The following is a 23,660-nucleotide window of genomic DNA, read 5'->3' as shown; positions in this document are numbered from 1 at the left end:
CCCATTATTGCTTCTTCATTTTCTGTATTACTTTTTTGCCCATAACATAAAAACCGATCAGGAATAAAAAGTGAATTAAATACGATTTAGGTTCACTGTTTCCGTTTACTACAGAAAAAATACGATTCCACCTTATCTTATTAATTCCACTGCCATTCGTATTCCAGCTGAACCAGATAAATACCGGCTTACCCACTACGTGATCAAAAGGCACATAACCCCAGAACCTGGCATCTAAAGAATTTTGGCGGTTATCTCCCATCATCCAGTAATAATCCTGTTTAAAGGTATATGTGGTGCTTACTTTTCCATTGATTATAATTTCATCGCCCTTAATTTTTAAACTGTTCTTTTCATATTCCTGTATAATCCTTTTGTAAAAAGGAAGTGTTTTTACGTTTAATGGAATAGTAGCTCCTTTTTTAGGAATGTAAATCGGTCCGAAATTATCGATATTCCAACCCAAAGAACGAATGTGAGGAAATACGTCTCCGTCTATTCCTTTTGGAGCTAAATATTTTTTTACGCTTTTTACGGTTGGGTTATTCGCCAATAAGGCCGCTTCTTTGTCTGTCAGTGTCAAAAAATATTCCCCTTTATTGGTTAGGGCAAAATCTCCGTTTTCATACTTTAAGCCTTCCCTGGCCCCATATCGGTTGACAAGGGCATCCTGACTAATGGCTTCTCCTTTTGTATCTACCAGAAAATTAAACTGAGGTTTTGCACTTTCCGGTAATTGGCTCAATTTCCCGTTAATGTAAATATCCCCATCCCTGATTTCCAGAGAATCTCCGGGTATTCCAACACATCGTTTTACCAGATTTGTTTTTTTATCAATCGGCTTATAATAATTCCGGTCCGGTTTGAAATTATCCATATCGCGCAAGGTGTCTGCAGGCTGGTTAAACACTACAATTTCATTACGCTCAATTTTTTCTATAGCGGGAAATCTAAAATACGGCAACTGAAACTTGTTTAACAGCGAGGTTTCTTTTTTAGTAACATCATTACTAAACAGATACGATTTCACCCCTAAAAAAGGAATCGAATCATGCACCATCGGCAAGGCAACAGTAGTCATAGGAGTTCTTGGACCAAAGTTAATTTTACTCACGAATAAAAAATCTCCAATTAATAATGTTTTTTCCAATGAGGAAGATGGAATCGTAAAAGGCTGTATCACATAAGTATGCACCAATGTCGCTACAATAATGGCAAATAAAAGAGAACTTACCGTGTCTCCCGATTTTGTCTGGGACTTTAGATTTCTATTCTCAATGTAGGTTAGTTTTTCAGAAGTATAGTTTAAAAAAGTAATATAGAAGCCTAATGTCAGTACCACCAATATCGTATCGAAAGTAGTATTCTTTCCAAAACTTCTAATAGTCTCTACCCAGATGACCGGAATCATAATGAGATTAATAATCGGTATAAAAAGTAAAAAAGTCCACCAACGCGGGCGATTTATAATTTTCATAAGAATTACAAAATTATAAATCGGTATAAATGCTTCAACAGCCTTTCTGCCCGCTTTTACATAAAGTTTCCAGGTAGACAGTCCATGAATAATTTGCATGATTAAAATAAAAACAAGCCATTCTGATAAATTCATATTTTACTTTTTTAGTTATTAGTATAAAAATTTGAGTTCCGGGTATTTGAAAAATTATGTGGTAAAAAGTACACCATCTTCTATAGGTAGTTTTTTAACCAAATATGTTACACAATAAGTCAACAGGATTTGGCCCAAATCGCCAAATAGCACGTTGCTTTCAAAATAAATCAGTTAAAAAAAACTCAGAACCTCAGCACCTTAGCCCCTAAGTACCTTAAAAAAAGCCTTACGATTTTATAAGATTTAACTTTTTAAGTGTAAGCAGGGAAATGGAGTGTTGCTTAAATTTATTTAAAATATAAAAGACATAAAATGATACAATTAATACAAGATAGCCCCAATAATATTGCCGCTTTTCGCGCAACAGGAGAAGTCACCAAAGAACATTTCCAGAATATTATAATTCCGGAAGTAGATCGTGTGATCCAACAAGTTAAACACATCAATTTCCTTTTGGTTTTAGACACTGAATTAGAAAATTTTACCACGGGCGCCTGGGTTCAGGATGCGATGTTGGGCCTTAAAAACATTGGAAAATGGAACAGGGCAGCAATCGTTACTGATTCTGATACTATCATTTCTTTTACCAATGGCTTTAGTTACCTGATTCCGGGTGAATTTAAAGGTTTTAAAAAAGAACAATACGACGAAGCCCTGACGTGGGTTTCTGAAGAGACACTTTAATGCTAAATACGGGCACGCTCTTGTGATATGGCAAAAATTAAAATTTCTTTTATCACAACTTTCGTGATAAGAAGTAAAATAAAATTAAAAATATTACAAGACCCGTAATAAGACAAAAAATAAATTCAAAATTATCACAGCAATAGTACGCTGGGCTCTGATGTGCTTTAATTGCTTATCTCAGTACAGCGTCTTACGGGTAAACCAATTTTAAAATTAAGGATTATGAGAGCGATATGGACAGGTGCAATTAGTTTTGGGTTGATCAATATTCCGGTAAAATTATTTTCCGCCGTACAGGAAAGTACATTAGACATGGATATGCTGGACAAAAATGACCATTCGAATATTAAATTCAAAAGAGTCAATGAAACTACCGGAAAGGAAGTGGCGTACGGCAATATCGTAAAAGGGTACAAAATAGACGATAAATATGTGATCCTGGAAGAGGAAGATTTTGAAGCCGCCGATGCCGAAAAAACAAAAACCATTGACATTCTAAACTTTACGCTCGAAAAAGAAATTGACAGCCTTTATTACGAGCAGCCTTATTATCTAGAACCGGACAAAGGTGCCATGAAAGCGTATGCCTTATTGCGCGATGCACTGGAAGCTTCAGGAAAGGTAGGCGTAACCAGTTTTGTCATGCGAAATAAGGAAGGTTTAGCTATCTTAAAACCGTATAAAAATGTGATCGTGTTAAACAGAATCCGTTTTGAGCAGGAAATCAGAGATACTTCTGAATTAAAACTCCCGGCTGTTTCTAAAACAAAAGTCAAAGAAATGGAGATGGCCAATAAACTGGTAGAACAGCTTACCGAAAAATTTGACATTTCGAGCTATAAAGATGAATATACCGATAAACTTCTGAAAATCATCAAGGACAAAGCCAAAGGCAAAAAACAAGCTGCCCCAAAACTAAAAGTCGTTCATAAACAAAACGATGATTTAATGGAAATGCTGAAAGCAAGTCTTGAAAACAAAAAAAAGAAAAGTTCCTAGGAACTTTTCTTTAGTATTGCTTTTATATCGGCCCCTTTTCCTAAAACCGGCTGCCAAAGATCCCCTTTCTTCTCGAAACGTTTTAATACATTTTTGATGGTAAATTGGGAAGGCGATAATTTTGCATTTACCTCACTCCACTCCAATGGCGTAGAAACTGTCGCTCCCGGTTTTGGCCGTACGGAATACGGAGCTGCAAGCGTCTGCCCTTTTCGGTTTTGCAGGTAATCCAGATAGATTTTGTGATTTCTTTTTTTGATCGAACGTTCTAAACTCGTTGTTTCGGGTAATCTGGAATGGACTTCGTGCGCAATAAGTTCCGCAAATATTTTTACTGAATCATAGTCATATTTTGCTCCAAGCGGAATATAGACATGAAGTCCGGAAGCACCGGAAGTTTTACAGTAACATGCTGTTTCAAATTCATCCATCACCTCTTTTACCATGAGTGCGGTTTTTACAACTTCCTTAAAGTCATCCTTTTCGGGATCAATATCAATCACGACCCAGTCCGGATTTTCGATATGTTTGATCGTAGAGTTCCACGGATTAATGTCAATACAGCCCAGATTGGCCATGTACAGCAAAGTCGCTTTGTCATTGCAAATCAGGTAATCGACATTAGCATTGGTAGATTCCGAAAAAATCTTTTTGGTTTTGAGCCAGGACGGAATTTTATCATCATCGACATCTTTCTGATAAAAACCGGATTGTTCGATTCCATTCGGGAAACGGTACATGGATTCCGGACGGTCTTTTAGATAAGGTAAAATCAAATCGGCAACCTCATTGTAATAATTGACAATGTCCCCTTTCGTTATGCCGTCAGCCGGAAAATAAATTTTATTCTGATTGGTTAAATGCAGGGTTGTTTTCCCTGCCTTTAAATCAAAATTACCCTCTTTTTCAGGAGCTGATTTACTTTCTAATGTAGTGGTCTTTTCCATTTTTTCTTTTCCTTTAATGTTATCCTTATCCTTTCCGGTAAAAAGTACTTCTTTTACATTTTTATCTATTCTCAAGCCAAGATATACGGGCTGACGCAGATGATTATCCTGAGTCCACTCCGCAAATTTAACCTGACAAATCAATTTTGGTTTGATCCATTGAATAGTATCCCGCAGCGGTACTTTTTCTTCCAAAGGAGATTTATCTGTAAAATAAGGTGCCAATTTAAGGTGTAGTTCTTTCAGTACTTCCTGCGTAAAACCGGTTCCGCATTTACCAATAAATTGTAAGATGCCCTCCTTATATTGTCCCAGTAGTAAAGCTCCAAAATAGGTACGTGAATTTTTAGGCTCCGTAATTCCGATTATAATCGCTTCTTCCTGTTGGGATAATTTTATTTTAAGCCAGTCTCCTGTTCTTTTTCCAATAGTATACGGACTGTCTGCTTTTTTAGCGATGATTCCTTCACTTTCTTTTTTAGCGGCAACTTCCAGAAATGCGATCCCTTTTTCGGGAACATGTTGGGAATACAGAATATTCGAAAATTTAGATTTAGACACTAACATTTCCAGCAGCTCTTTTCGTTCCAGTAAAGTCAAATGAGTCGTATCATTTCCGTCCAGGTTCAAAATATCAAAAACATAAAATTTTAATTTTCCTTTTCCTGTTTTTAAATAATTTTGCAGTAGTTGAAAATCCGATTTTCCTGCTTCATTTTCAACCACCACTTCCCCATCGAGAATGGCTTCGTGGTTTATTTTTTTTAATTCGTCGGTTATCGGTTGAAAATTTTTAGTGAAAGAAATCTGATTTCTGCTAAAAAGTTCTGTACCGCCTTCCTTTATAACAGCGAGCGTGCGATAACCATCAAATTTATTTTCGAAAATCCAATCCGGGTCATCAAAAGCTTTGTCGGTCAGACTGGCGAGCATTGGTTTTTTAAATATAATAGCGGATTTTTTAGTCTCTTTGTTTTTTTTCTCAGCAGTTGTGGCTGACTTTATATCAGTCGTTTTTTTTTTAGCTAATGCTTTTTCTTTGGCAGATTTCTTTTCTAAAACATCCAGGCTAAGTTTGGAAATAACCGATTTATCTTTTTTAAGAATATCTTCGGTCGTGGCATATTTATCTTCTTTTTTAATCAGAAGCCAGGCGTTTTCCTGTTTGCCTTTTAATTGTACCAAAGAAAAATTTCCTTTTAGTTTTTTACCTTTTAAAGTAAAACTGATATGTCCTTTTTTAAGATCTGCCTGCAATTTATCTTCGGCAGTACCTTTATAATCTGAATCAGCCGGAAGGTAGGTTCCGTTATCCCAGACAATCACGTTTCCGGCCCCATAATTTCCTTCGGGAATAGACCCTTCAAAATCTTTATAGTTGTACGGATGATCTTCTACCATCATCGCCAGACGTTTTATTTCAGGATCCAGCGAAGGCCCTTTAGGAACTGCCCAGCTTTTCAGGACGCCATCCATTTCCAATCGAAAATCATAATGCAAATGGGAAGCAGCATGCTTTTGAATCACAAAAATTAATTCATTTTCAGATCGTCCCACCTGCCCTTTCGGTTCAGCTGTATCGCTAAAGTTTCTCTTTTCGTTGTATTTTAGAAGTGACATACCTTTTATTTGATTAATTAAACTTCTGGTGCATTAAAAATCCTGACTCAATTGAGGACGTAATTGGATCTATCAAATTTAAAAAGGCTTACAGACAAGCACTTACACAATTACAAACGAATTTTATAACATTAGAAGGAACAAAATATCCTTGCACTTTTTTAGCACTAAAATTGGGAGATTTGCGATTTAATTCTTTCCTTATTAAAATAGTATAAAATTTTACGAAAGTTATGTAAAGAAATTTCCGGATTAGAATTGCAACTTTGTAAAAGACATCTTTTAATACCATTAGCATCACGATTGAGATTTGGATTAGAAAACGTCTACCTAAATACAAACGAAAAATTGAACATTAACTTAAAAATAAATAATCATGGAATCAGGTAAATTAGCAGCCACATTACTTGCTGGTGTAGCAATTGGAGCAGCAATCGGAGTTTTATTCGCTCCGGAAAAAGGAGAAGATTTAAGAAATAAATTAGCAGATCTTAAATCGGATTATTTAGGCAACTTAAAAGACAAAATAACCGATTTTACAGGAGATCTTACAGGAAAAAATACGCCGAACAGCGGTTCTGCCAATCAGCCTGTATAAAACAACATACTTTATTAGAAAATCCCCAGTACCTGAAAATTTTCAGGTACTGGGGATTTTTATATTTAAATAGATTTTCGATTGAAAACCAATAATAATTCCAATTAATCGGGAAGTTCCCCAATGGCAACCGGTTCCACTCTTGGTTGCGCATTCATATGATGCCTGTATTTGCCTGACGTTTCATACGCCAGTTTTCGAACTCTCATTATATTTCCCAACGGACGATGTTTCGGCAGACAGTGAAAAGGATTAAAACTCAAAACATCATCTGCATAAACCCTGCGTTCCGGACTAAACGTATTTTGGGGTAAAATGGTCAATTTAGCAATTGGCTGATAAGGGCTTTGTTCTTCGGTCCATTGCACGGAACCATCTTCAACCGGCATTGTTTCAAGATTGGTACAAAGTTGTGCACTCATCTCAAATTCAGCTGTATTAGATTTAAAAAAGCCGGATATCAGCTTTGTTAAAAAAGCATTTTCATCGGCTTCTATTTCTTCTTTGTCTATTTTCTTTCCTGATAATTCTTTCAGATTATCTGAAAGAGGTTTTACATTTATTTTTGCCACGTAATCGCCATAGCGAATTGCTGCCATAGCGAATTGCTGCCATACTAAAATAAGTGTCCCCTAAAATATGAGGCCCCGGCGCACTCAATATATTCGTATCGTCTGCGAGGCCAACGGCAGCGAGGACATTTTGTACCCCTACAGCAACCTTCTGTTCTATCTTTTGAAACAATTCGCCACTGTCTGCCTGTTTTTCCAATCCTTCCTGCAGCTTCAGATATTCGTTTATCGTACCGGTAGGTATAACGGGATAATTGACCAGTAGAAAATCCTGTGTCATGGCATGGGCTAAATCAGGAAGGAATTTTTCTCCTTCAACTCCAATGATTTTGATGGCCATACCCCGAAAAGCCGACATCTTATCGGGAACTATTGCGCCTTGTGCCGTCGAATATCGAATAATAACCGGATAAGTTTTAGGCTGGCTGAATACTCCCTGCGCCAAATGTTCCGGAAGGTTGTCGTAAATTTTCAATTCCCCTTTCAGAATTCCGTGGCTTTTTGCATGTGCATCGCGAATTGCATGACGGTATTTTTCAAACATCAGTCGGTTTACCCTTGCCATAGAGTCCACAATTTTCTGATTAATTTCGTCTTCGTTGGGCTGTTTAACTTCTATATTTTCGCTGTAACGTATATAATTTGCTGACGCTTCCATAGTTTGTTTTTTTTAATTGATTCTAATTTACTTACTGTTGACAATCACAATTTCATCCATCGCAATCGCGTAAATTAAATCGCCCTGTTCCGGCCGCATCATATGTTTTCCTGTAAATTCTCCAAAAGCAGGCAGAATCATCTGATTTTCCTTCTGGAAAAAGCAGGGTAATTTTAAAGACTGTCCTCCCAAACCTCTTAAGGTAACTCCGGGATGAATGTGGCCCGAAAAGTTAAACCAGCCTTTATTTTCCTTGGGATGATGCGTTAACAAAAAGCCATCAACTTCAAGGAATTGCAGTACTTCTATATGAATATCGGTATAATGTTTTTTATTAATAATATCGTGATTTCCGGCAATAAGGGTAATTTCGCTGACACAGCAGGAAACCCATTCTTCAAATAAATCCCATTCCTGATTGATAGAACTGTGAAATAAATCGCCCAGAAAAATTACTTTTTCAGGACTGAAAAATTCGGCCACTTTGGTCAGCCTGCTGAAGTTTTCTAAAATCGCATTATTGGGAACGGCTACGCCATGTTTCCTAAAATGCGACACTTTACCCAAATGCACATCAGAAATCAGAAGCCATTTTTTGTTTTCCCAAAATAAAGCACCGGTTGAATGTAAAACGAAAGTCTGATCTTGTATTGTTATCCTCATAATTATTTCATGTAAAAAGCTGTCATTTTTTTGATTCGTTCTGCTAATGTTTCGCTCGAAAGCTTTTCTCTTAATCTGTCGGTAATTAACGGAAAGCTGAATGGTGTTGGTTTTACACAGGATTTCCAGACTATTTCCTGCTTTTGAATTCGTTCCAGGGCCATAATCAGACGGCCTTCTTCCAGCTGATGTTCAAAAGTTTCCCGATACGCCTGCTGGAATAATAAATTATCGGGTTCGTAATCCCGAAAGACTTCAAACAGCAATTGTGAGCCGCTTTGTAAATGTTTTGTTTTGACCATTTTTCCGGGAAATCCCGTAAAAACCAATCCCGAAATCACGGCAATATCCCTGAATTTTCGTCTGGCCATTTCGGTAGCATTCAGGCTTTTTTGCAAATCGTCATGTACGTAGGCAGTCGAAAATAAATTATTATCCAGTACTTCCTGCATATTCATTTCCTGATCCGAAAGCAATTCAAATCCATAATCATTATACGCCAGTGAGAAGCTGATCGGACCTAATAAACTGATTCTGTAGGCCAGTAAACTTGCCAGTGCTTCGTGTACAAAACGGCCTTCAAACGGATAAAAAATAGCATGATATCCTTCTCTTGTCTTAAAAGTTTCAATTAAAAACTCATTTGCATTGGGCACAATAGATTCCTTTCGCTGTCTGATAAATAAAGGATGAAGCGCTTTTAGTTCCGGTGAAAGATCATCGGTATTCGCGCGGTATAATTCCTGGCGCAGCAGTTCGCTCATTTGTGCCGAAAGCGCCATACGTCCGCCCATCCAGCTCACAATTTTTGATGTTTTTTTGGGGTCTGCCTTTCGTACCAGAACCTGCATGTTCCGGATCTTAAATAATTCGAGTTTTTTACCGGCAAAAATAAAAGTGTCTCCCGGTTTTAATTTGGTGATAAACCATTCTTCAATCGTTCCGATATAACCGCCGCTCATGTATTTCACATTCAAAACCGAATCACCAATGATGGTTCCAATCTGCATTCTGTGGTGCATGGCGATCAGACGGCTGTTAATTTTAAAGCGGCCGTCTTCCTCTACATCCACTTTTTTATATTCGTCATAGGCCTGTAAACTCTGACTTCCGTTTGAAATAAAATTCAGAATCCAGTTCCAGTTCTCTTTGGTCATGGCCTGATAACAGAATGTTCCTTTTACTTCTTCAAAAATTTCGTCAGGGAAAAACCCATCCGAAACGGCAAGCGTATTCAGATATTGTACCAAAACATCCCAACTGTTCAGATACGGAACCCGATCTTCAATAACATTATTTTCGACTGCCTTTTTTAAGGCCGAAGCTTCTATCAGTTCAATTGCATGTGTTGCCAGAAAGTAAATAACACTTTCCTTTCCGGGCTGGTGTCCGCTTCGTCCTGCTCTCTGCAAAAAACGGGCAACGCCTTTGGGACCTCCCACCTGAATAATCGTTTCTACGGGCGCAAAATCAACCCCCAGATCCAGACTTGAGGTACAAACGACCACTTTTAATTCTTCATTGCGAATCGCATCCTCGACCCAAAGGCGGGTTTCGCGGCTGATACTTCCGTGATGCATTGCCATTTCTCCGGCAAACTCAGGGTATTTTTCGAGTAAACGCTGAAACCAAATTTCACAGGCCGAACGCACATTGGTAAAAACAAGCGTTGTTTTACTGGCTTTGATGATTTTTGCGACTTCGTCAATCAAATGTAACCCCATATGTCCACGCCACGGATAGGTTTCCATTTTATCGGGAATGATAGAAATGACTTTTATTTTTTTGTGAATGGCGGCTTTAATCAAAACCGAATTATGGTATGCCTCAGAATCCACTCCGAGTAGAACTTCCTGCGCCTGCTTCAAATTGCCGATCGTCGCAGAAATTCCCCAAATACGCATATTGGGCGCTATTTTTTTCAGTCTGGACAAAGCCAATTCGGTTTGTACGCCTCTTTTGGTACCCAGCAATTCATGCCATTCATCGATTACAATCGCTTCGCAATTACCAAAAATTTTATCGTAGCCTTTAGTCGCCAGCAGTAATTGCAGGCTTTCGGGAGTAGTGACCAGTAAATCGGGCATTTTCCCTTTTTGTTTCGCCCTCTCACTTGCAGACGTATCTCCGGAACGGATTCCGACCGTCATTTTGGTCTCCAGATCCAGCACAACACGTTCTGCAGCCTGTTTGATTTCTACCGAAAGAGATCGCAGGGGTGTGATCCAGATGGCTTTTAGTCCGGGTGTATGTTTCGTTTTATAATTTGGGTTTTTCCTGATGTAGTTTAAAACAATCGGCAGCCAGAGTGCATAGGTTTTTCCACTTCCTGTCGGGGCATTCAGAAGACCGTTTTTACCCTGCAAAAAAGCCGTCCAGGTTTGCGTCTGAAACGGAAAAGGTTTCCATCCCTGTTGATGAAACCAATCATTTGCCACAGTAAAAAGCTGCTCTCTGTTCATTTTATTTTAATCCTTTAAATTATTTTTATAGTCATAATCCTGTCCTTTCAATGCAGGAGACTCGGGCAATAGCGAACAAACGAAGTCAATCGCATTCGTAATTCGACAAAGATTGGCGACTTTAGTTGCGGAGTTTCTCGTGTGATTTCTCCTGCGTCGAAATGACAAAAAATGCGAATAACAATAAAAAATCCGTGTTTATCCGTGTTTTCGCTTTAGTGAATGCGTGTCATCCGCGTACTATTTTACAGCTATACAATCATACTTTTTAAATCTTCAATTGATCGCATCCCTAATTCGACAAAGATTGGCAACTTTAGTGGCGGAGTTTCTCGTGTGATTTCTCCTGCGTCGAAATGACAAAAAATGAAAAAAATCCGTTCTAATCTGCGTTTTCGCTTTAGTGAATCCGTGTCATCCGCGTACTATTTTACGGCTATACAATCATACTTTTTAAATCTTCAATCGAATTCGCATCCTCCATTTTTTTATCGTGACGCCATCTCAGAATCCTTGGAAACCGGGTTGCAATCCCACTTTTATGTCTTTTCGAAAGTGCTATTCCTTCAAACCCAATTTCGAAAACCAGTTGCGGTGTTACGCTTCGCACGGGACCAAATCGCTCCAGTGTATTTTTCTTAATCCAGTCATCGACCATTCGGAACTCTGCATCCGTCAAACCGGAATAAGCTTTTGCGAAAGTGACTAATTCGCGTTCGTTATTTTCATTCTGCTGCCATAAGGCAAACGTATAATCGGTAAATAAATTCGAGCGTCGTCCGTGTCCGCGCATGGCGTAGGTGAGAACGGCATCGATGACTAAAGGTTCTATTTTCCACTTCCACCAGTCCCCTTTTTTTCTTCCCACGAGATAGGGAGAATCTTTACGCTTCAGCATCAGGCCTTCGCTTTTCATTTCGCGCGAACGTAATCGTTCTGCTGTCAATTCTTCCCAGTCTGAAAATTGTACTCTTTCGGAAAGCTGTAAAGGAATGTCATAGTGTTTTATATCTTCATACAATTGTTCTAACAAGATACGGCGTTCTTCAAAAGAAAGATTCCTGATGTCTTCGCCTTTCCATTCCAGCAAGTCATACGCTTTTATAATCACGGGAGCTTTTTTCAGGATGGCAGCAGAAACCGTTTTTCGTCCAATTCTCGTCTGAAGATCATTAAACGTTCCTATTTCATTGTCTATAAAGGGAAGGATTTCACCGTCGATCACGGTTCCGTCGGGAATAACGCCGATAAAAGAAGCGAATTCGGGATATTTATCTGTCACCAATTCCTCGCCGCGACTCCAGACATAAATTTCGTTTTCACGGATAATCGTCTGGGAACGAATACCGTCCCATTTATGTTCGGCGCTCCAGTCTTCAGCATTTCCCAGATTCGAAGGTTCTCCTTCCACAGGATACGCCAGATAAAACGGATAAGGTTTCGATAAATAGTCGCTGCTTTTTTCGTCCAGAATCAATTCCTGAAAGGTAATGGTATTGGGATTCCAATCGCCCATTAATTTATAAGCTAACGCATCTTCGTCAATATTTTCTGCTTTCGAAAGTGCCCTCGTCATTAACTTCTGACTCACACCAATCCGGAAACTTCCCGTAATGAGTTTGGTAAAAACAAACCGTTCGTAGTAATTTAAAGCAAGCCAGTTGGTTTGGAGATATTCTTTTTTCTCAACATCGGTTTTCTTTTTTAAGGCTATAATTTCCTGTAAAAATTCGGTCAGACTTCTGTCGGAATGTTCTTTTGTGGTCGGAATCACGAGTGCAATCGTTTCGGCAAGATCGCCGACGATATGGTAACTTTCCTCAAAAAGCCAAAGCGGAATACCTGCCAATTCATTGGCCCATAATCGCAATAAAGTAGTATTAACCGGTCTTGGCGGACGCCGGTGCGAAAGAATTGCAATGGTCCAGACTTTATCTTCATCACTCGCATTGCGAAAATAATTCGTTAAAGCATCCACTTTTACCGAAGTTTTATTAGAACTGTCCAGTGTTTTGATAAGTTCGGCAAAGTTTTTCATTTTTTTTATTTTTTTGGAGAAAGAGGTGAGATGAAAGATGTAAGAGTCAAGATCTGGTGCTCTATACTCTTGTTTCTATTCTCTTGTTTCTATTCTCTATTCTCTTCCTCATTCTCTTTTTTACTATCCATTTCCCCTGATTCTCCTTCGTATTGTGTATGAACAGTTCGGGCGTCATAGCCTAACTCCTGAAGGTACTTCGAAAAAATATCCGAATAACCGTGAGTTGAAATTACCTTTTCGGCACCGGTTGCTTTAATACTTTCAAGTAAACCTGTCCAGTCGCAATGATCGCTTAGAACGAATCCGCGATCGACTGCACGGCGGCGTCTTGCACCTCGAAAAGCCATCCAGCCACTGGCAGAGCCGGTAACAAAAGGTGTCATTTTTCTAATCCACGTACTACCGTGGGCACTTGGCGGAGCAAGCACGATACTGCCCAATAAATCTTCTTTTTTTACTTCGGAAGTTATTCGGGTAGTTGGCGGAAAATCGACCATTGGCCGTAAGACATTGGTCATGTTTTCTATAGCGCCATGGGTATATATTTTTCCGATGTCGGTATCCAGGTATTTTAATAACCGTTGTGCTTTTCCTAAAGAATAGCCAAAGAGCACAGAGGTTTTTCCTTCAGCGCGATTTTCTGCCCACCAATTGTTAATGTCTGTCATTACTTCGGCTTGCGGTGTCCATTTAAAAGCGGGCAATCCGAAAGTGCATTCTGTGATAAACGAATGGCATTTAACCACTTCATATGGAACGGAAATTCCGTCATCTTCTGTTTTATAGTCCCCGGTAAAAACCCAGATTTCACCTTTATATTCTACCCTGATCTGAGCAGACCCGATGATATGTCCAGCAGGATGGAGTGAAAATTTAACGCCATTTATCGTAAAAGTTTCATTCCAGTCTTTTCCTGTAACATTGATCTCTCCCAGGCGGTGTCTGATAATGGGTACATTGGTATGATGTGTTATATAATTTTTATGTCCCCAGCGCGAGTGATCGGCATGGCCATGGGTAATGATGGTATTGGTTACGGGACGCCACGGATCAAGGTACACATCTGCCTGTTGGCAGTATATCCCTTTGTCGTTAAATGCTAGTAATGGGGGGTTCATCTTTTAATTTTCAGAATCTTAAAATTAGTGAATTTGATTTTATATTTTTTTACACGATTTAGTATTGTTATTACAAAACTTCAATAAACATTACTTTATAAAAAAAGCAGCCCGAAGGCTGCTTTTCAAAGTAGGTCAAAAGATAGGCAAATTATTTTTTAATGATCTTTTTGGTAGTTACTATTCCGCTTTCAGAAGTAAACTGAACAATATAAATTCCCGGGATTTGTTTGGCAATATTGACATGGAATTCTTTTTGTTTATTGTTTTTTTCTTCAAAAACTACTCCGTTGTAAACGTTGAATATTTTCAAGGTTCCCTGTTCGTCATTGTTTACGTTGATTGTAAAGATACCATCTGTAGGATTAGGGTAAATAGTAATTACACGAGATTCAGCTGCTTCTTTCAGTATAATTTCATTTGAATCATTTTTAGGTTTATCTGCTTTTACCAGGGCAAAACGTTCCCCTCCTTCAAGTTCCCCTTTTTGGGCATCTTCCTGAACAAGGTCTAACGTGATTTGCTGATCTTCCGGAAAATTCTGTGCTACCCTAAAATCGAATGTCATGGTAAAAGTTTCCCCAATACCGATTGGTAAATTAGCAATTGATGCTTCTCTGGAAGTGATCAGGATTTTATTTTTATCCAGGATTTTTACACCTTTCAGACTTCCGTTGGATTGTGCTCTTTCGAATAAACGTTCGTCCAGAGTGGCTTCAATTGTACCGCCTAATTCAAAGAAATTATTTTTAAGTTCTTCATTAAATCCTTTATCAACAAATCTGATATTAATTAATTTAGATTTAATTCCTCTTATAAATACTGCTGTTGGCGGAACAAAATCTGTTGTGTTTAAATTGTAAACACTCAGGTTTTTCCAGGCGATGTTGTTGTTGTTTTTGACATTGGCACCGATTGAGATATTGTTTACTTCATTCGGCATCGGATCTCTTGGAGATTCGATTCTGGCAGTTAAACAAAAATGGTGTATATCAGTTGCAAAATCTGCCGGATTTGGCGGATACCACGGAACCATGACAATTGTACTGCTGCCCGGCAATATAGACGGGATACTTACTTCTCCGATTTCATCGCCATGTTTTACAGTTCCTATACTGAAATTTACAAAATTAGTCGGCCAAGTTAATCCTGAGGATGCTTTAGCAAAATAGAGTTTTACTTTTGCTGATGAACTCGGATTTGTTCCTTTATTGTACACTCTTATGTATACTGCGTTAGGGGAACTTGTTTTATATTCCGGATTTTCATGTGTTAGTCCGGCATCAATATTTTGTCTTACCCAAATGTCATCACTGATCCACATCGGGCCTGAATCCGGATTTGGTTCTGCTCCTGTGTCAAACGGTCTGTCCTTAATGTATAAATCAGCAATAGGTACTGTTATACCAGTCACAATTACAGAATATTTCTGGAGGTTGTTTACCAAGGTACCTTTATGGCTTATCGTTACGGTATAATTACCTGCGGCTCCGTTAATCGCAATGCGCTCAAAAGGATCTCTGGTATTATCACCCAGTCCGTTTACTGTAGCAGACAGCAATCTGTATGGAAGAGCTGTACCTGATGAATTGGTCACTCTTATGTCCAGGTCATTTACAAGTCTGGCCGCACTTACGTTTGCAATACTTCCTGAATTGGCTGTTCCGGGAGGATCTGTCCAGGATATAGAAGCAATTAACGGGTTTACACCATCTGAGGTTACAGGAAAACTGTAGGTACTTCCGTTTGGTAAGGTATGTTCCTGAATAATGGCAAATGTTCCGTTTTTTGTAATGGTTTCTGCTGCAAATTTGGCATTCAGTAAACCCCAGCCAAATATAGCATCGGGTCCTGTTGCCCCGGCATCATCTGCAGTGTGTAGAGCCAATCCTTTTAGTGTTGCTGCACGCATAAAATTGCCTTTCAGGTTTTTATAATGCTGCTGTAACAAAAGTAATGTTCCCGTAACATTTGGAGATGCCATTGAAGTTCCTGTTGCACTACCATAACTGCTGTTGGTCAGGGGTGTTGGTGTTGCTGTCAGTGTAGCAGTTGAATATACAGCGGTTCCGTTTCCGGTAAGATCCGGTTTTATCCTTAGGTCATCTGTTGGCCCCTGGCTGCTTGAAGTATTAATAGTTACACTTGTTAATGCTCCTGTTGTAGCATTAATGGCAGCATCATTGGCATTGGCAATAACCAGATTGTTTTTGGCAGTGGCATATCCTGTAAGTTTATCATAACTGGCATTACCTCCTAACGGGTTGGTATTTGCAGTATTATCGGTACCATCATTACCTGCAGCTTTTATCATTAAATAATAAGGCGCATTAAACATTAACTCATCCCATTCTCTTGCAAATGTTTCATAGGCTCCAAATCTCCATGGTGCCATAATAACGTTGTTAAAATTGTCTCTTAACCTCCATCCATACGAATGATTGGATAATAACATTCCGTCTGTAGCGGCTACACCAGCTTCAGCTGAGTCATTATTCCAATCATTGGTTTTTGCATTTGCCTGATTGGCCATTCCTTTTGCTGCTGCAACAGCACCTGCTGCTACAATAGTTCCGGTCACGTGATTGGCGTGCTGGCTATTATTATTGGCTGTGAGAAGAGTAACACCATCCAGAATAGAAACCCTTCCCCCAAATTCATTATGAGTAGGAAGTGTAGCGCCGCCATCCCAGACGTAGGCAGTCATGGATTGTCCATTAAGGTTGAGTCCCAATCCGCCGCCTGAATTCAAAAAGTTTGCTCTGGTAGATTTGGCGGCATTTACATTATCCGGTGTAAAATAAATTGGGGATTTTCCGTCCGGGGAAACGCCCATTAATTCACTTACTGTTCCATCCTTATTGATAAATGCAACACTCCAGCCATTCGTTTTTGCCAAACTTAAAGCTAATGCTTTGTTTCTCTCGGCTTGGGCCTTATATTTTAAACTTAACGATTCCAGTTCTGACAAATTACTGTTAGACCTGATCGTTTCGATATCATTTTGAGTTTGCGAATAGGTTATTCCGCAGACACAAAGGAAAATAATTTTGTATAATTTTTTCATGTGATTTAGATTTAATGGTTTGTATTTTAAAATTTTAAAATCTGATAAAAAAATGGGGAGGGCTTCTGGTCGTAAACATTCCAAAAAACGGAATGCGTGCTTTTTTGTTCATTTTCATAATTCTGGTTTTTAAAGGGTTAATAAAGTTTAATGGTCGTCAACCGCTATTTTCTGAGATTGAATTTTGATCCCTTTTATTTACAAAAAATAATTTCGTTTGTAAGATTAATTTTAAGTATGCTAAAATTCGTAAAAGAAGAGGATTTGAAATAGCGTATAAATACCTGATTTAAAACACATTACGTATTTTAGAAGAAAATTCTTAATTTTAACTAAAATACTTTAGAATTATTAAAAAAACAGTCGTAATTGAGGATGAATTCAAATAATTAATTAATTTTTAAAAAGCCTTAACGGCAGAAATGTTGTACAGATTCTCTTACCGGATGGTATAATTCGAATTGGACCGTCAACTGACTCCAAATTTTATTTAAAAATGATACTTAAAATTTCAGGTTTTGAATAAAATATCAAATGAGCAGCTTTTGACACGGGATTTTCGTTTAAGGGGAATCGTATTTAATTTAAGAAAAGATTATCCTAAAAAAGCCAAAAGGCTGGCTTCTATTTTAACTTCGAAGTACAAAATATCTTATTGCAATTCACTATTAAATCTTTTGAGAGTATCGGATCAATTACAGTTTTAAATTTTGGGTATAAAAAAAGGACAGTACTTATGTATAAAAATCAACATTACCTGTAAAAATTCAATTCCTTTACAATCAGGAAGTAACATATCGAAAACAGTTCCAAATGTTATCTCTAATATTACAAATCCGTAACATTGGAAAAAACACTTATTTAATTTGAATTAACTTGAAAACCCCTGATTTTACAGCACATAATGCTATAAATTATACTTTTATCTTTAGAATATCAATTTAAATTCACAATAATTTAAGGAAAAAAAATAAAGAAGATTTATTTTAATTGTACGGTTTATCCGTAATATTTAGTTAGATTTGCTATAAATAATTAAATAAATATGATTTTTAGCATTTTGATAGTCGACGATCACCCCATGACCGTTGACAGTTATATTAACCTACTATCTGAAAATAATTATCAAAACAAAACACCTGATTTTATAAAGAGCTACAATTGTGAAGATGCATACAATAAAATAAATTTCTATCTAAAGCAAGATATAACTATAGATTTTGCTTTATTGGATATTAATCTGCCTTCTTACAAAAAGGCCAATATCAATAATGGTACTGATTTGGCTTTATTACTCCGGCAAAGATTTCCCAACTGTAAGATCGTACTTCTTACTATGCACAGTGAGCCTTTGACGGTAGATAAGATCATCAAAAGCTTAAAGCCGGAAGGATTTATAGCCAAAAGTGATATCAATTTTGAACTATTTCCAATTATTTGTAAAAAAATTATGGAAGGAGAGATATTCCGGAGTCAGACGATAATTGAATCGCAAAGAGAATTATTCAAAAAAAATATAAACTGGGACAACCACGATAATCACATTTTGATTTTGATCTCTGAAGGTGTTAAAACAGTTAATCTTCCCGATTATATTCCGCTTTCCATGAGTGCCATAGAAAAGAGAAAAGCAAGCATAAAAGATCAGCTTTTACAAGGAAAAGGAAGTGATAAGGATTTAATAGAAAAAGCAAAAAAACTAGGATTGTTATAGAATAAAAAAACTACTCTCTTACACTTCATAAAATTACTAACAGGCAAGATAGTGCTTCAAATACAGAAATGCCCCGATCTGTGTGCTCTTATCTTCCTACTGCCTTTTAGGAATTTTATTTAAAATTGACCTCCAGAAAATGATCCGTGTCATTCTGAATTGTTTTCAGAGGAATTACTTTTACAGAAGAAAAAGTACTTTGTTTAGCAGCCGATACCCCGTTCAGTGCCCGATTCATTAAAGTTTCCCTGGTATCTCCAAGCGGAAATATTTCCAGATTTTGTATTTCATCCAGTACTACAGAAGGTGTTATGCCATTGCTGTAATTGCCTTCGTCACTGGCATTTGATAGTTTATAAATAACCGGATAGAGTGTCCATCCCTGCTGACCCGAAATCCTGTTGTCTTCTATAGCAAAACCTGCCACATCTTTTCCTGTTGTTTTCTCCCCTATGGAAATGACTTTCATAAAGGGTTTTAAATTATTTATAATTATTTCAGAAGCCGATGCGGTATGGCTTCCGCATAAAACATATACTTCCTGAATGGCCGGATGTGCCGCCCGTAAGGCTTCATAGCTAACAGTAGGTTCATTCATTTCAAGCGCTTCCTTAAACGATTTGTTGACCAGGCCTCCATTTTTATTTCCTTTGAACTTTATAAACAAATCATTCGGTTTAATATCAGGCGCCAGAATAATACTTAACGCTGCAGCCGATGAAACATCTCCTCCTCCGTTATATCTTAGATCAATAATAACTTTGGTAACCGATTGATTTTTAAAATCCTGAAAAACCTGCAATAAGGGTGATGCAAGTCCAATATCAAAATGAGGAATGGCGAGATAGCCTGTTTTTTCGGTATTGTTTAGAATAACCTTATGAATCATAGGCTGGGAAAAAGTAAAACCACGTCCTAATTCTATTTCTTTTACTGCTGAAAAACCAGTTTGTGCAGCATACTCTGTTAACTGTATTTTTGCCTGATCCGAATGGGCTAAATCGACATACAGCTTCTCAAAATTCTGACTGTTGAATAAGGTACCATTAATGGCTTTGATGAGCTGGCCTCTTTTCATGCCATTTCGTTCGGCAGGGGAATCTGAAAGTACAAATAAAACCATTCCGTAGACTTTTCCCTCATGTTCTATAACAGCCATATCAAATCCATAGCTGCTTCTGATACTTTTAGGAAATGTATCCGGTGACGACGCTTGGGTAGCATAAGAAAACCGGTCGTCTGCCTGCAATAATTTCTTATAATATTCTTTTGAATCTAAAGACAAATTGCTACGGTCCGGTATGTTTTCACTCCATAGATAATACTTTTTCATCTGTTCGTACATCCAGCTGTTTACATATTCGGTACTGCCTTCTTTGTAAACAATGGGTTCATCCTCACTCTGGCAGGAAACCGCGAGGGAAAAAAGAATAAAAAGAAGACCTTTAAAAATAAAATGATATTTTTTCATAGATACTGCAGCATTCCAATTGTTTCTTTAAAAATTTAAAAAGAAAAATAATCAGTTAAATTAATTGTCCCTTCTACTCCTGAAAAAACACCGTTGGCATCTGCTTTTTCTTCCAAAACAATTAATTTGGATTTATTGGTTTGCATAATAGTCTGAAAAGTAACTTTTTTTCCAGGTATATATGATTCACTGGTTCCGTGTTTCACAAGCTCAACATTTATGATCGGTGGTGAACTGAAAGGAAATTCCAAAAAAGCACTAAAACTGTTTTTCGTTATATTCTGAACTACCCCGATTTCCTGTCCGTTTGCTTTTGTGATGATCGCATCCAAAGTACCGGTATAGCTGCTTTTTGCATACAGATTGAAATTTGGAAAAATGAATCTGTATCCGGTGTGTTTTGTTGTACTTAAAGTTCCGGGTTTCTGCGACAGTACATTTTCAATCCAGATATTTTCTTTAGCATAGAATGAAAGTGTATCCACTGGTTTAGCGGTAGTAAAGGTGTAGGAATGCAGCATTTGCTTTGTTTTTTTATTGATAATGGCTATTGTTTTAATACTATTATCATAAAATACAAATTCGTATGTTTTTTCTATTTTTTTCACAAAAGCGTCACGCTTGTCAATAAGCAGCAATTTGCCGTCTAATGAAACCTGAATAGAATCGGGCATTGCATTATATCCTTTTATGACCACTTTTCCTGCCTTTTGCTCCTGATTGATCGGAATTAAATTATCATTGGTACAAGAGGAAAGACAAATAGTGGTGATTAAAAAAGCAATTACTACTTTAACTAAATTATCCATGCGTTTAATTGTAAATTATTAAAAATGATTGTTTTATTTATGCCTTAATTGTTTTCTGCGGGTACAAATGATTTCCTGAACAGTGTGTAAAAAAGGAGCGCTTATTCTTTTATAAATTTGATTTTTTCAACTTTTTCACCGTCCTCAAGAACAAGATAATACACACCGGCCGACAGATTATCAAGTAATATCCCTGAATCGTTATACTTGGCATCTTTAACCAATGTACCTGCTGTATTGTATATTTTTACAGCAATATCTTCTGCATTTAAAGCATCGCTTAACTGCAACTGCAAATAGTTTTTTACAGGATTTTGTTTTAATACTGTTGCTTTTTTTCCTTGTATATCCTCTAATCCTAATGAAGCAGCTGTGATTGAAATTTTGTCTATTTCGTAACCAATAGCAACATCCGGTGCGCTTACAAGAGCGAAATATACTTGTGACTGACCTGCAAACTGAGAAATATCTACTGTATAATCCTTAAATTCAGTAGCTAACATATCTTCTCTTTTTATTTCTACAGTTGCGATCTGAGTAAAAGAACCCGGAGCTGTATCTGTAGTAGAAGCGTAAACGTATAAATTATTAGTGACGTCAAATATTGCTTTTTGTGCATTTATGATTAATTGCATGCCGCCGCTGTAAAAAGACAAATCGACTGCCGGAGCAATGGCCCAGTTATTTTGTGTACGCCCAAGAGACTCCAGCGTTTCCGTATTGATATTATACGTCCCTAAGATCTTATTAGTACCTTCTATCACAGCATAATTTTCATCTACCTGAAGATTGGTACGAGCAAGCCAATTAACGGCATCTCCATCCGTATCTAATAAAGTCCAGTCAGACACATCCGAATCCTCAAAATCATCTTCCCATATGGTGAATTGTGCCGATGCGATTCCGGAAATAAACATAAAAGCGAATACAAGTAATTTTTTTTTCATTTTTTTTTTGTTTAAAACAAGGGCTGCCTAAAAAGCGAGGACAGATGCATACCAACACTGCATACGAACATGTCCCACTCTTTAGTAAAAAAACAATAAACACACCTTTTAGACAGCCCTGTTAAATTATTTAAATAATTATAGTATTAATTAGAAATTAATAAACTTTGTCCAGGTGTTTGTCCAGTTTTGTTCTGTCTTAAATGCACCTGTAGCTCCTGCTAAGTTTAATGTACCAATATTAAAAAATGGTTGTGTTAAACCCCATGAATCAGCAACTGTAGCAGTAGATGGCACTGAACTTCCTGCACCTAAAGATGTTCCAACCGGTAATACAGGATTTGTAAAGGCATGTACTGATAAAAAGCTTCTTGCAGAATTAGCAGGCAATGAAGGAGTTTCCCATCTGATTCCTGTAACATATCCTGTAACTGTAGCATTCGTAAGGCTTATTTGTCCTAATCTGCGTACGTGGATTGCATTTTCATAAAGAGCTCCACCTGCAATTGAATTTGCACCAATGATTGATAATTCAGAAATTACCGGTCTTGTGATAATTGTAGTCGAAGTACCAGTCGCGTTATTATCTAATTCGATACCGTTTGAATCCGGGTTTCCACCGCTTAAACTGTGTGTAGAATTTATATCAGCAATAGCGATTGCTTTATTGATCGTTCCTGTGTAACCAAAGTCAAAATCGAAATTGTCATCATCCGGAGCAAAAGAAACTAAATGGCTTGCTTTTACTGTTCCTCCGAAGAATTCGAATGAATCATCTCTTCCGTAAGATACCTGAACGTGATCAATAACGGTACCGCTACCTACACCACCACAAGTTAAACCATTGATTTCAACACCTGTAGCTGCATCTAAAATACGACCTGCATACTCGATACGAACGTAGTTTAAAGCTCCTGCATTATGTGCGTTGTTTGTTCCTCCATAATAAAAATCAGATGGTGTTGGCTGATCTCCTAAACCTTCGATAATATTGGTAGTTAAACCAGTATTTACCTGAGCATCTCCTAAAAGAACAAGTCCTCCAAAATCTCCGGGAGCTGCTTTTGTAGTAGCGTTTCCGTCTAACAAATTATAACTTGTAAAGATAACAGGTGCTGTTGCAGTACCCTGAGCATCAATCTGACCTGTTTTAGTAATTACCACTACACCTGTCGCTCCACTGGCTAAAACTTTAGCTTTAATGAAAGTTCCCGGTTGTATGGTTAATTTTGCTCCTATTACACGAACAACTCCGCTCACTTCCCAAACTCTGTCGTTTGTCCAGGTAGTGTTAGTAGTAATGTTACCACTTACTGTTTGTACTGTAGCAGGATAACCTGAATAATCTGCGCTGGCAGATTTCATTGCAAATGAAGAATCAGCACTTGCTTCATCATTTTGACAAGAATTGAAGAAAATAATTGCAATCGCGAACAAAAAAACTTTTTTCATGATAACTGAATTTTGATTAACTTTGCTGCTTGTATTTTACAAATGAGGTCTTTGGGGAGAGCAGCAAATTTTCTTCCCTCTGACCTTTCCTTTTTTGGTAAAGTTTTTTAATAAGCTTTCCGTTTACCACCGGAGACTTATCCCCGCATATTCTTCTTTCACTTTCAGGGCACAGGCGAAAGGTCATTTCTCTTCTAACCGGAAACAAATACAACCGCAA

At 37.6% G+C, this 23,660-nt stretch carries 17 protein-coding genes; 4 read left to right on the top strand and 13 right to left on the bottom strand.

Features of this window, described 5'->3' with window-relative positions; genetic code table 11:
- Positions 1-4: 4 nt before the first annotated feature.
- Entirely contained in the window at positions 5-1,612 is a 1,608-nt protein-coding gene (lepB, locus tag HAV12_RS09880; RefSeq protein ID WP_171569490.1) for a signal peptidase I, read from the bottom strand.
- A gap of 315 nt (positions 1,613-1,927) precedes the next feature.
- Here lepB and HAV12_RS09875 point away from each other — a divergent pair, with 315 nt between their 5' ends.
- Together HAV12_RS09875 and HAV12_RS09870 are read left to right on the top strand one after the other, a co-directional pair.
- A complete protein-coding gene (locus HAV12_RS09875; RefSeq protein WP_171569489.1) occupies positions 1,928-2,299 on the top strand; it encodes an STAS/SEC14 domain-containing protein in 372 nt (123 codons plus the stop codon).
- 225 nt (positions 2,300-2,524) lie between these two features.
- Positions 2,525-3,301 (top strand): Ku protein, encoded by a 777-nt coding sequence (locus HAV12_RS09870; RefSeq protein ID WP_132037136.1) that lies wholly within the window; start codon positions 2,525-2,527, stop codon positions 3,299-3,301.
- On the opposite strand, the gene ligD is transcribed toward HAV12_RS09870, so the two are convergent.
- A complete protein-coding gene (ligD, locus tag HAV12_RS09865) occupies positions 3,298-5,868 on the bottom strand; it encodes a DNA ligase D (RefSeq protein WP_171569488.1) in 2,571 nt (856 codons plus the stop codon). The two genes, HAV12_RS09870 and ligD, sit on opposite strands and share 4 nt — an antisense overlap.
- A gap of 376 nt (positions 5,869-6,244) precedes the next feature.
- Between ligD and HAV12_RS09860 the strand changes: the two genes are divergently transcribed.
- Positions 6,245-6,466: a YtxH domain-containing protein gene (locus HAV12_RS09860; protein ID WP_197984787.1), complete on the top strand. Its 222-nt coding sequence runs from the start codon at positions 6,245-6,247 to the stop codon at positions 6,464-6,466.
- Between the two features lie 104 nt (positions 6,467-6,570).
- Here HAV12_RS09860 and HAV12_RS09855 read toward each other — a convergent pair whose 3' ends face one another.
- The 7 genes from HAV12_RS09855 to HAV12_RS09825 form a co-directional block, all read right to left on the bottom strand.
- A complete protein-coding gene (locus HAV12_RS09855; protein ID WP_205423361.1) occupies positions 6,571-7,065 on the bottom strand; it encodes a hypothetical protein in 495 nt (164 codons plus the stop codon).
- Complete coding sequence (locus HAV12_RS09850) at positions 7,004-7,696, bottom strand: hypothetical protein (protein WP_197984785.1); 693 nt, start codon at positions 7,694-7,696, stop codon at positions 7,004-7,006. Before HAV12_RS09850 ends, HAV12_RS09855 begins: the two co-directional genes overlap by 62 nt.
- A 27-nt stretch (positions 7,697-7,723) precedes the next feature.
- Entirely contained in the window at positions 7,724-8,359 is a 636-nt protein-coding gene (gene pdeM, locus HAV12_RS09845; RefSeq protein ID WP_171569487.1) for a ligase-associated DNA damage response endonuclease PdeM, read from the bottom strand.
- A 2-nt stretch (positions 8,360-8,361) separates the two neighbouring features.
- Positions 8,362-10,821 carry a ligase-associated DNA damage response DEXH box helicase gene (locus tag HAV12_RS09840; RefSeq protein WP_171569486.1) on the bottom strand — a complete coding sequence of 820 codons (2,460 nt, stop codon included), beginning with the start codon at positions 10,819-10,821 and terminating at the stop codon, positions 8,362-8,364.
- 436 nt (positions 10,822-11,257) lie between these two features.
- Positions 11,258-12,859, bottom strand: coding sequence for an ATP-dependent DNA ligase (locus tag HAV12_RS09835; RefSeq protein WP_171569485.1), 1,602 nt, complete (start codon positions 12,857-12,859; stop codon positions 11,258-11,260).
- Between the two features lie 89 nt (positions 12,860-12,948).
- Entirely contained in the window at positions 12,949-13,980 is a 1,032-nt protein-coding gene (locus HAV12_RS09830; protein WP_171569484.1) for a ligase-associated DNA damage response exonuclease, read from the bottom strand.
- A 151-nt stretch (positions 13,981-14,131) separates the two neighbouring features.
- On the bottom strand, positions 14,132-17,047 hold the full coding sequence (locus HAV12_RS09825) for a S8/S53 family peptidase (protein WP_171569483.1): 2,916 nt from the start codon (positions 17,045-17,047) through the stop codon (positions 14,132-14,134).
- Between the two features lie 1,045 nt (positions 17,048-18,092).
- On the opposite strand from HAV12_RS09825, the gene HAV12_RS09820 reads away from it, so the two are divergent.
- The gene (locus tag HAV12_RS09820; RefSeq protein ID WP_132037127.1) at positions 18,093-18,761 is read left to right on the top strand and encodes a response regulator; all 669 of its coding nucleotides are present in this window, start codon (positions 18,093-18,095) and stop codon (positions 18,759-18,761) included.
- Positions 18,762-18,876: 115 nt separating this feature from the next.
- On the opposite strand, the gene HAV12_RS09815 is transcribed toward HAV12_RS09820, so the two are convergent.
- The 4 genes from HAV12_RS09815 to HAV12_RS09800 form a co-directional block, all read right to left on the bottom strand.
- Positions 18,877-20,232 carry a S41 family peptidase gene (locus HAV12_RS09815; protein ID WP_171569482.1) on the bottom strand — a complete coding sequence of 452 codons (1,356 nt, stop codon included), beginning with the start codon at positions 20,230-20,232 and terminating at the stop codon, positions 18,877-18,879.
- A gap of 35 nt (positions 20,233-20,267) precedes the next feature.
- Positions 20,268-21,041 (bottom strand): hypothetical protein, encoded by a 774-nt coding sequence (locus tag HAV12_RS09810; protein WP_171569481.1) that lies wholly within the window; start codon positions 21,039-21,041, stop codon positions 20,268-20,270.
- 101 nt (positions 21,042-21,142) lie between these two features.
- Entirely contained in the window at positions 21,143-21,988 is an 846-nt protein-coding gene (locus tag HAV12_RS09805) for a T9SS type A sorting domain-containing protein (RefSeq protein ID WP_171569480.1), read from the bottom strand.
- Between the two features lie 150 nt (positions 21,989-22,138).
- Positions 22,139-23,440 (bottom strand): hypothetical protein, encoded by a 1,302-nt coding sequence (locus tag HAV12_RS09800; protein WP_171569479.1) that lies wholly within the window; start codon positions 23,438-23,440, stop codon positions 22,139-22,141.
- Positions 23,441-23,660 lie beyond the last annotated feature (220 nt).

The organism is Flavobacterium sp. CLA17 (assembly GCF_013112255.2).
In the GTDB taxonomy this organism is placed as follows: Bacteria; Bacteroidota; Bacteroidia; order Flavobacteriales; family Flavobacteriaceae; genus Flavobacterium; species Flavobacterium circumlabens.
The sequence above is the reverse complement of the archived record's forward strand: the minus strand, read 5'-3'. Positions and strand labels throughout refer to the sequence as shown.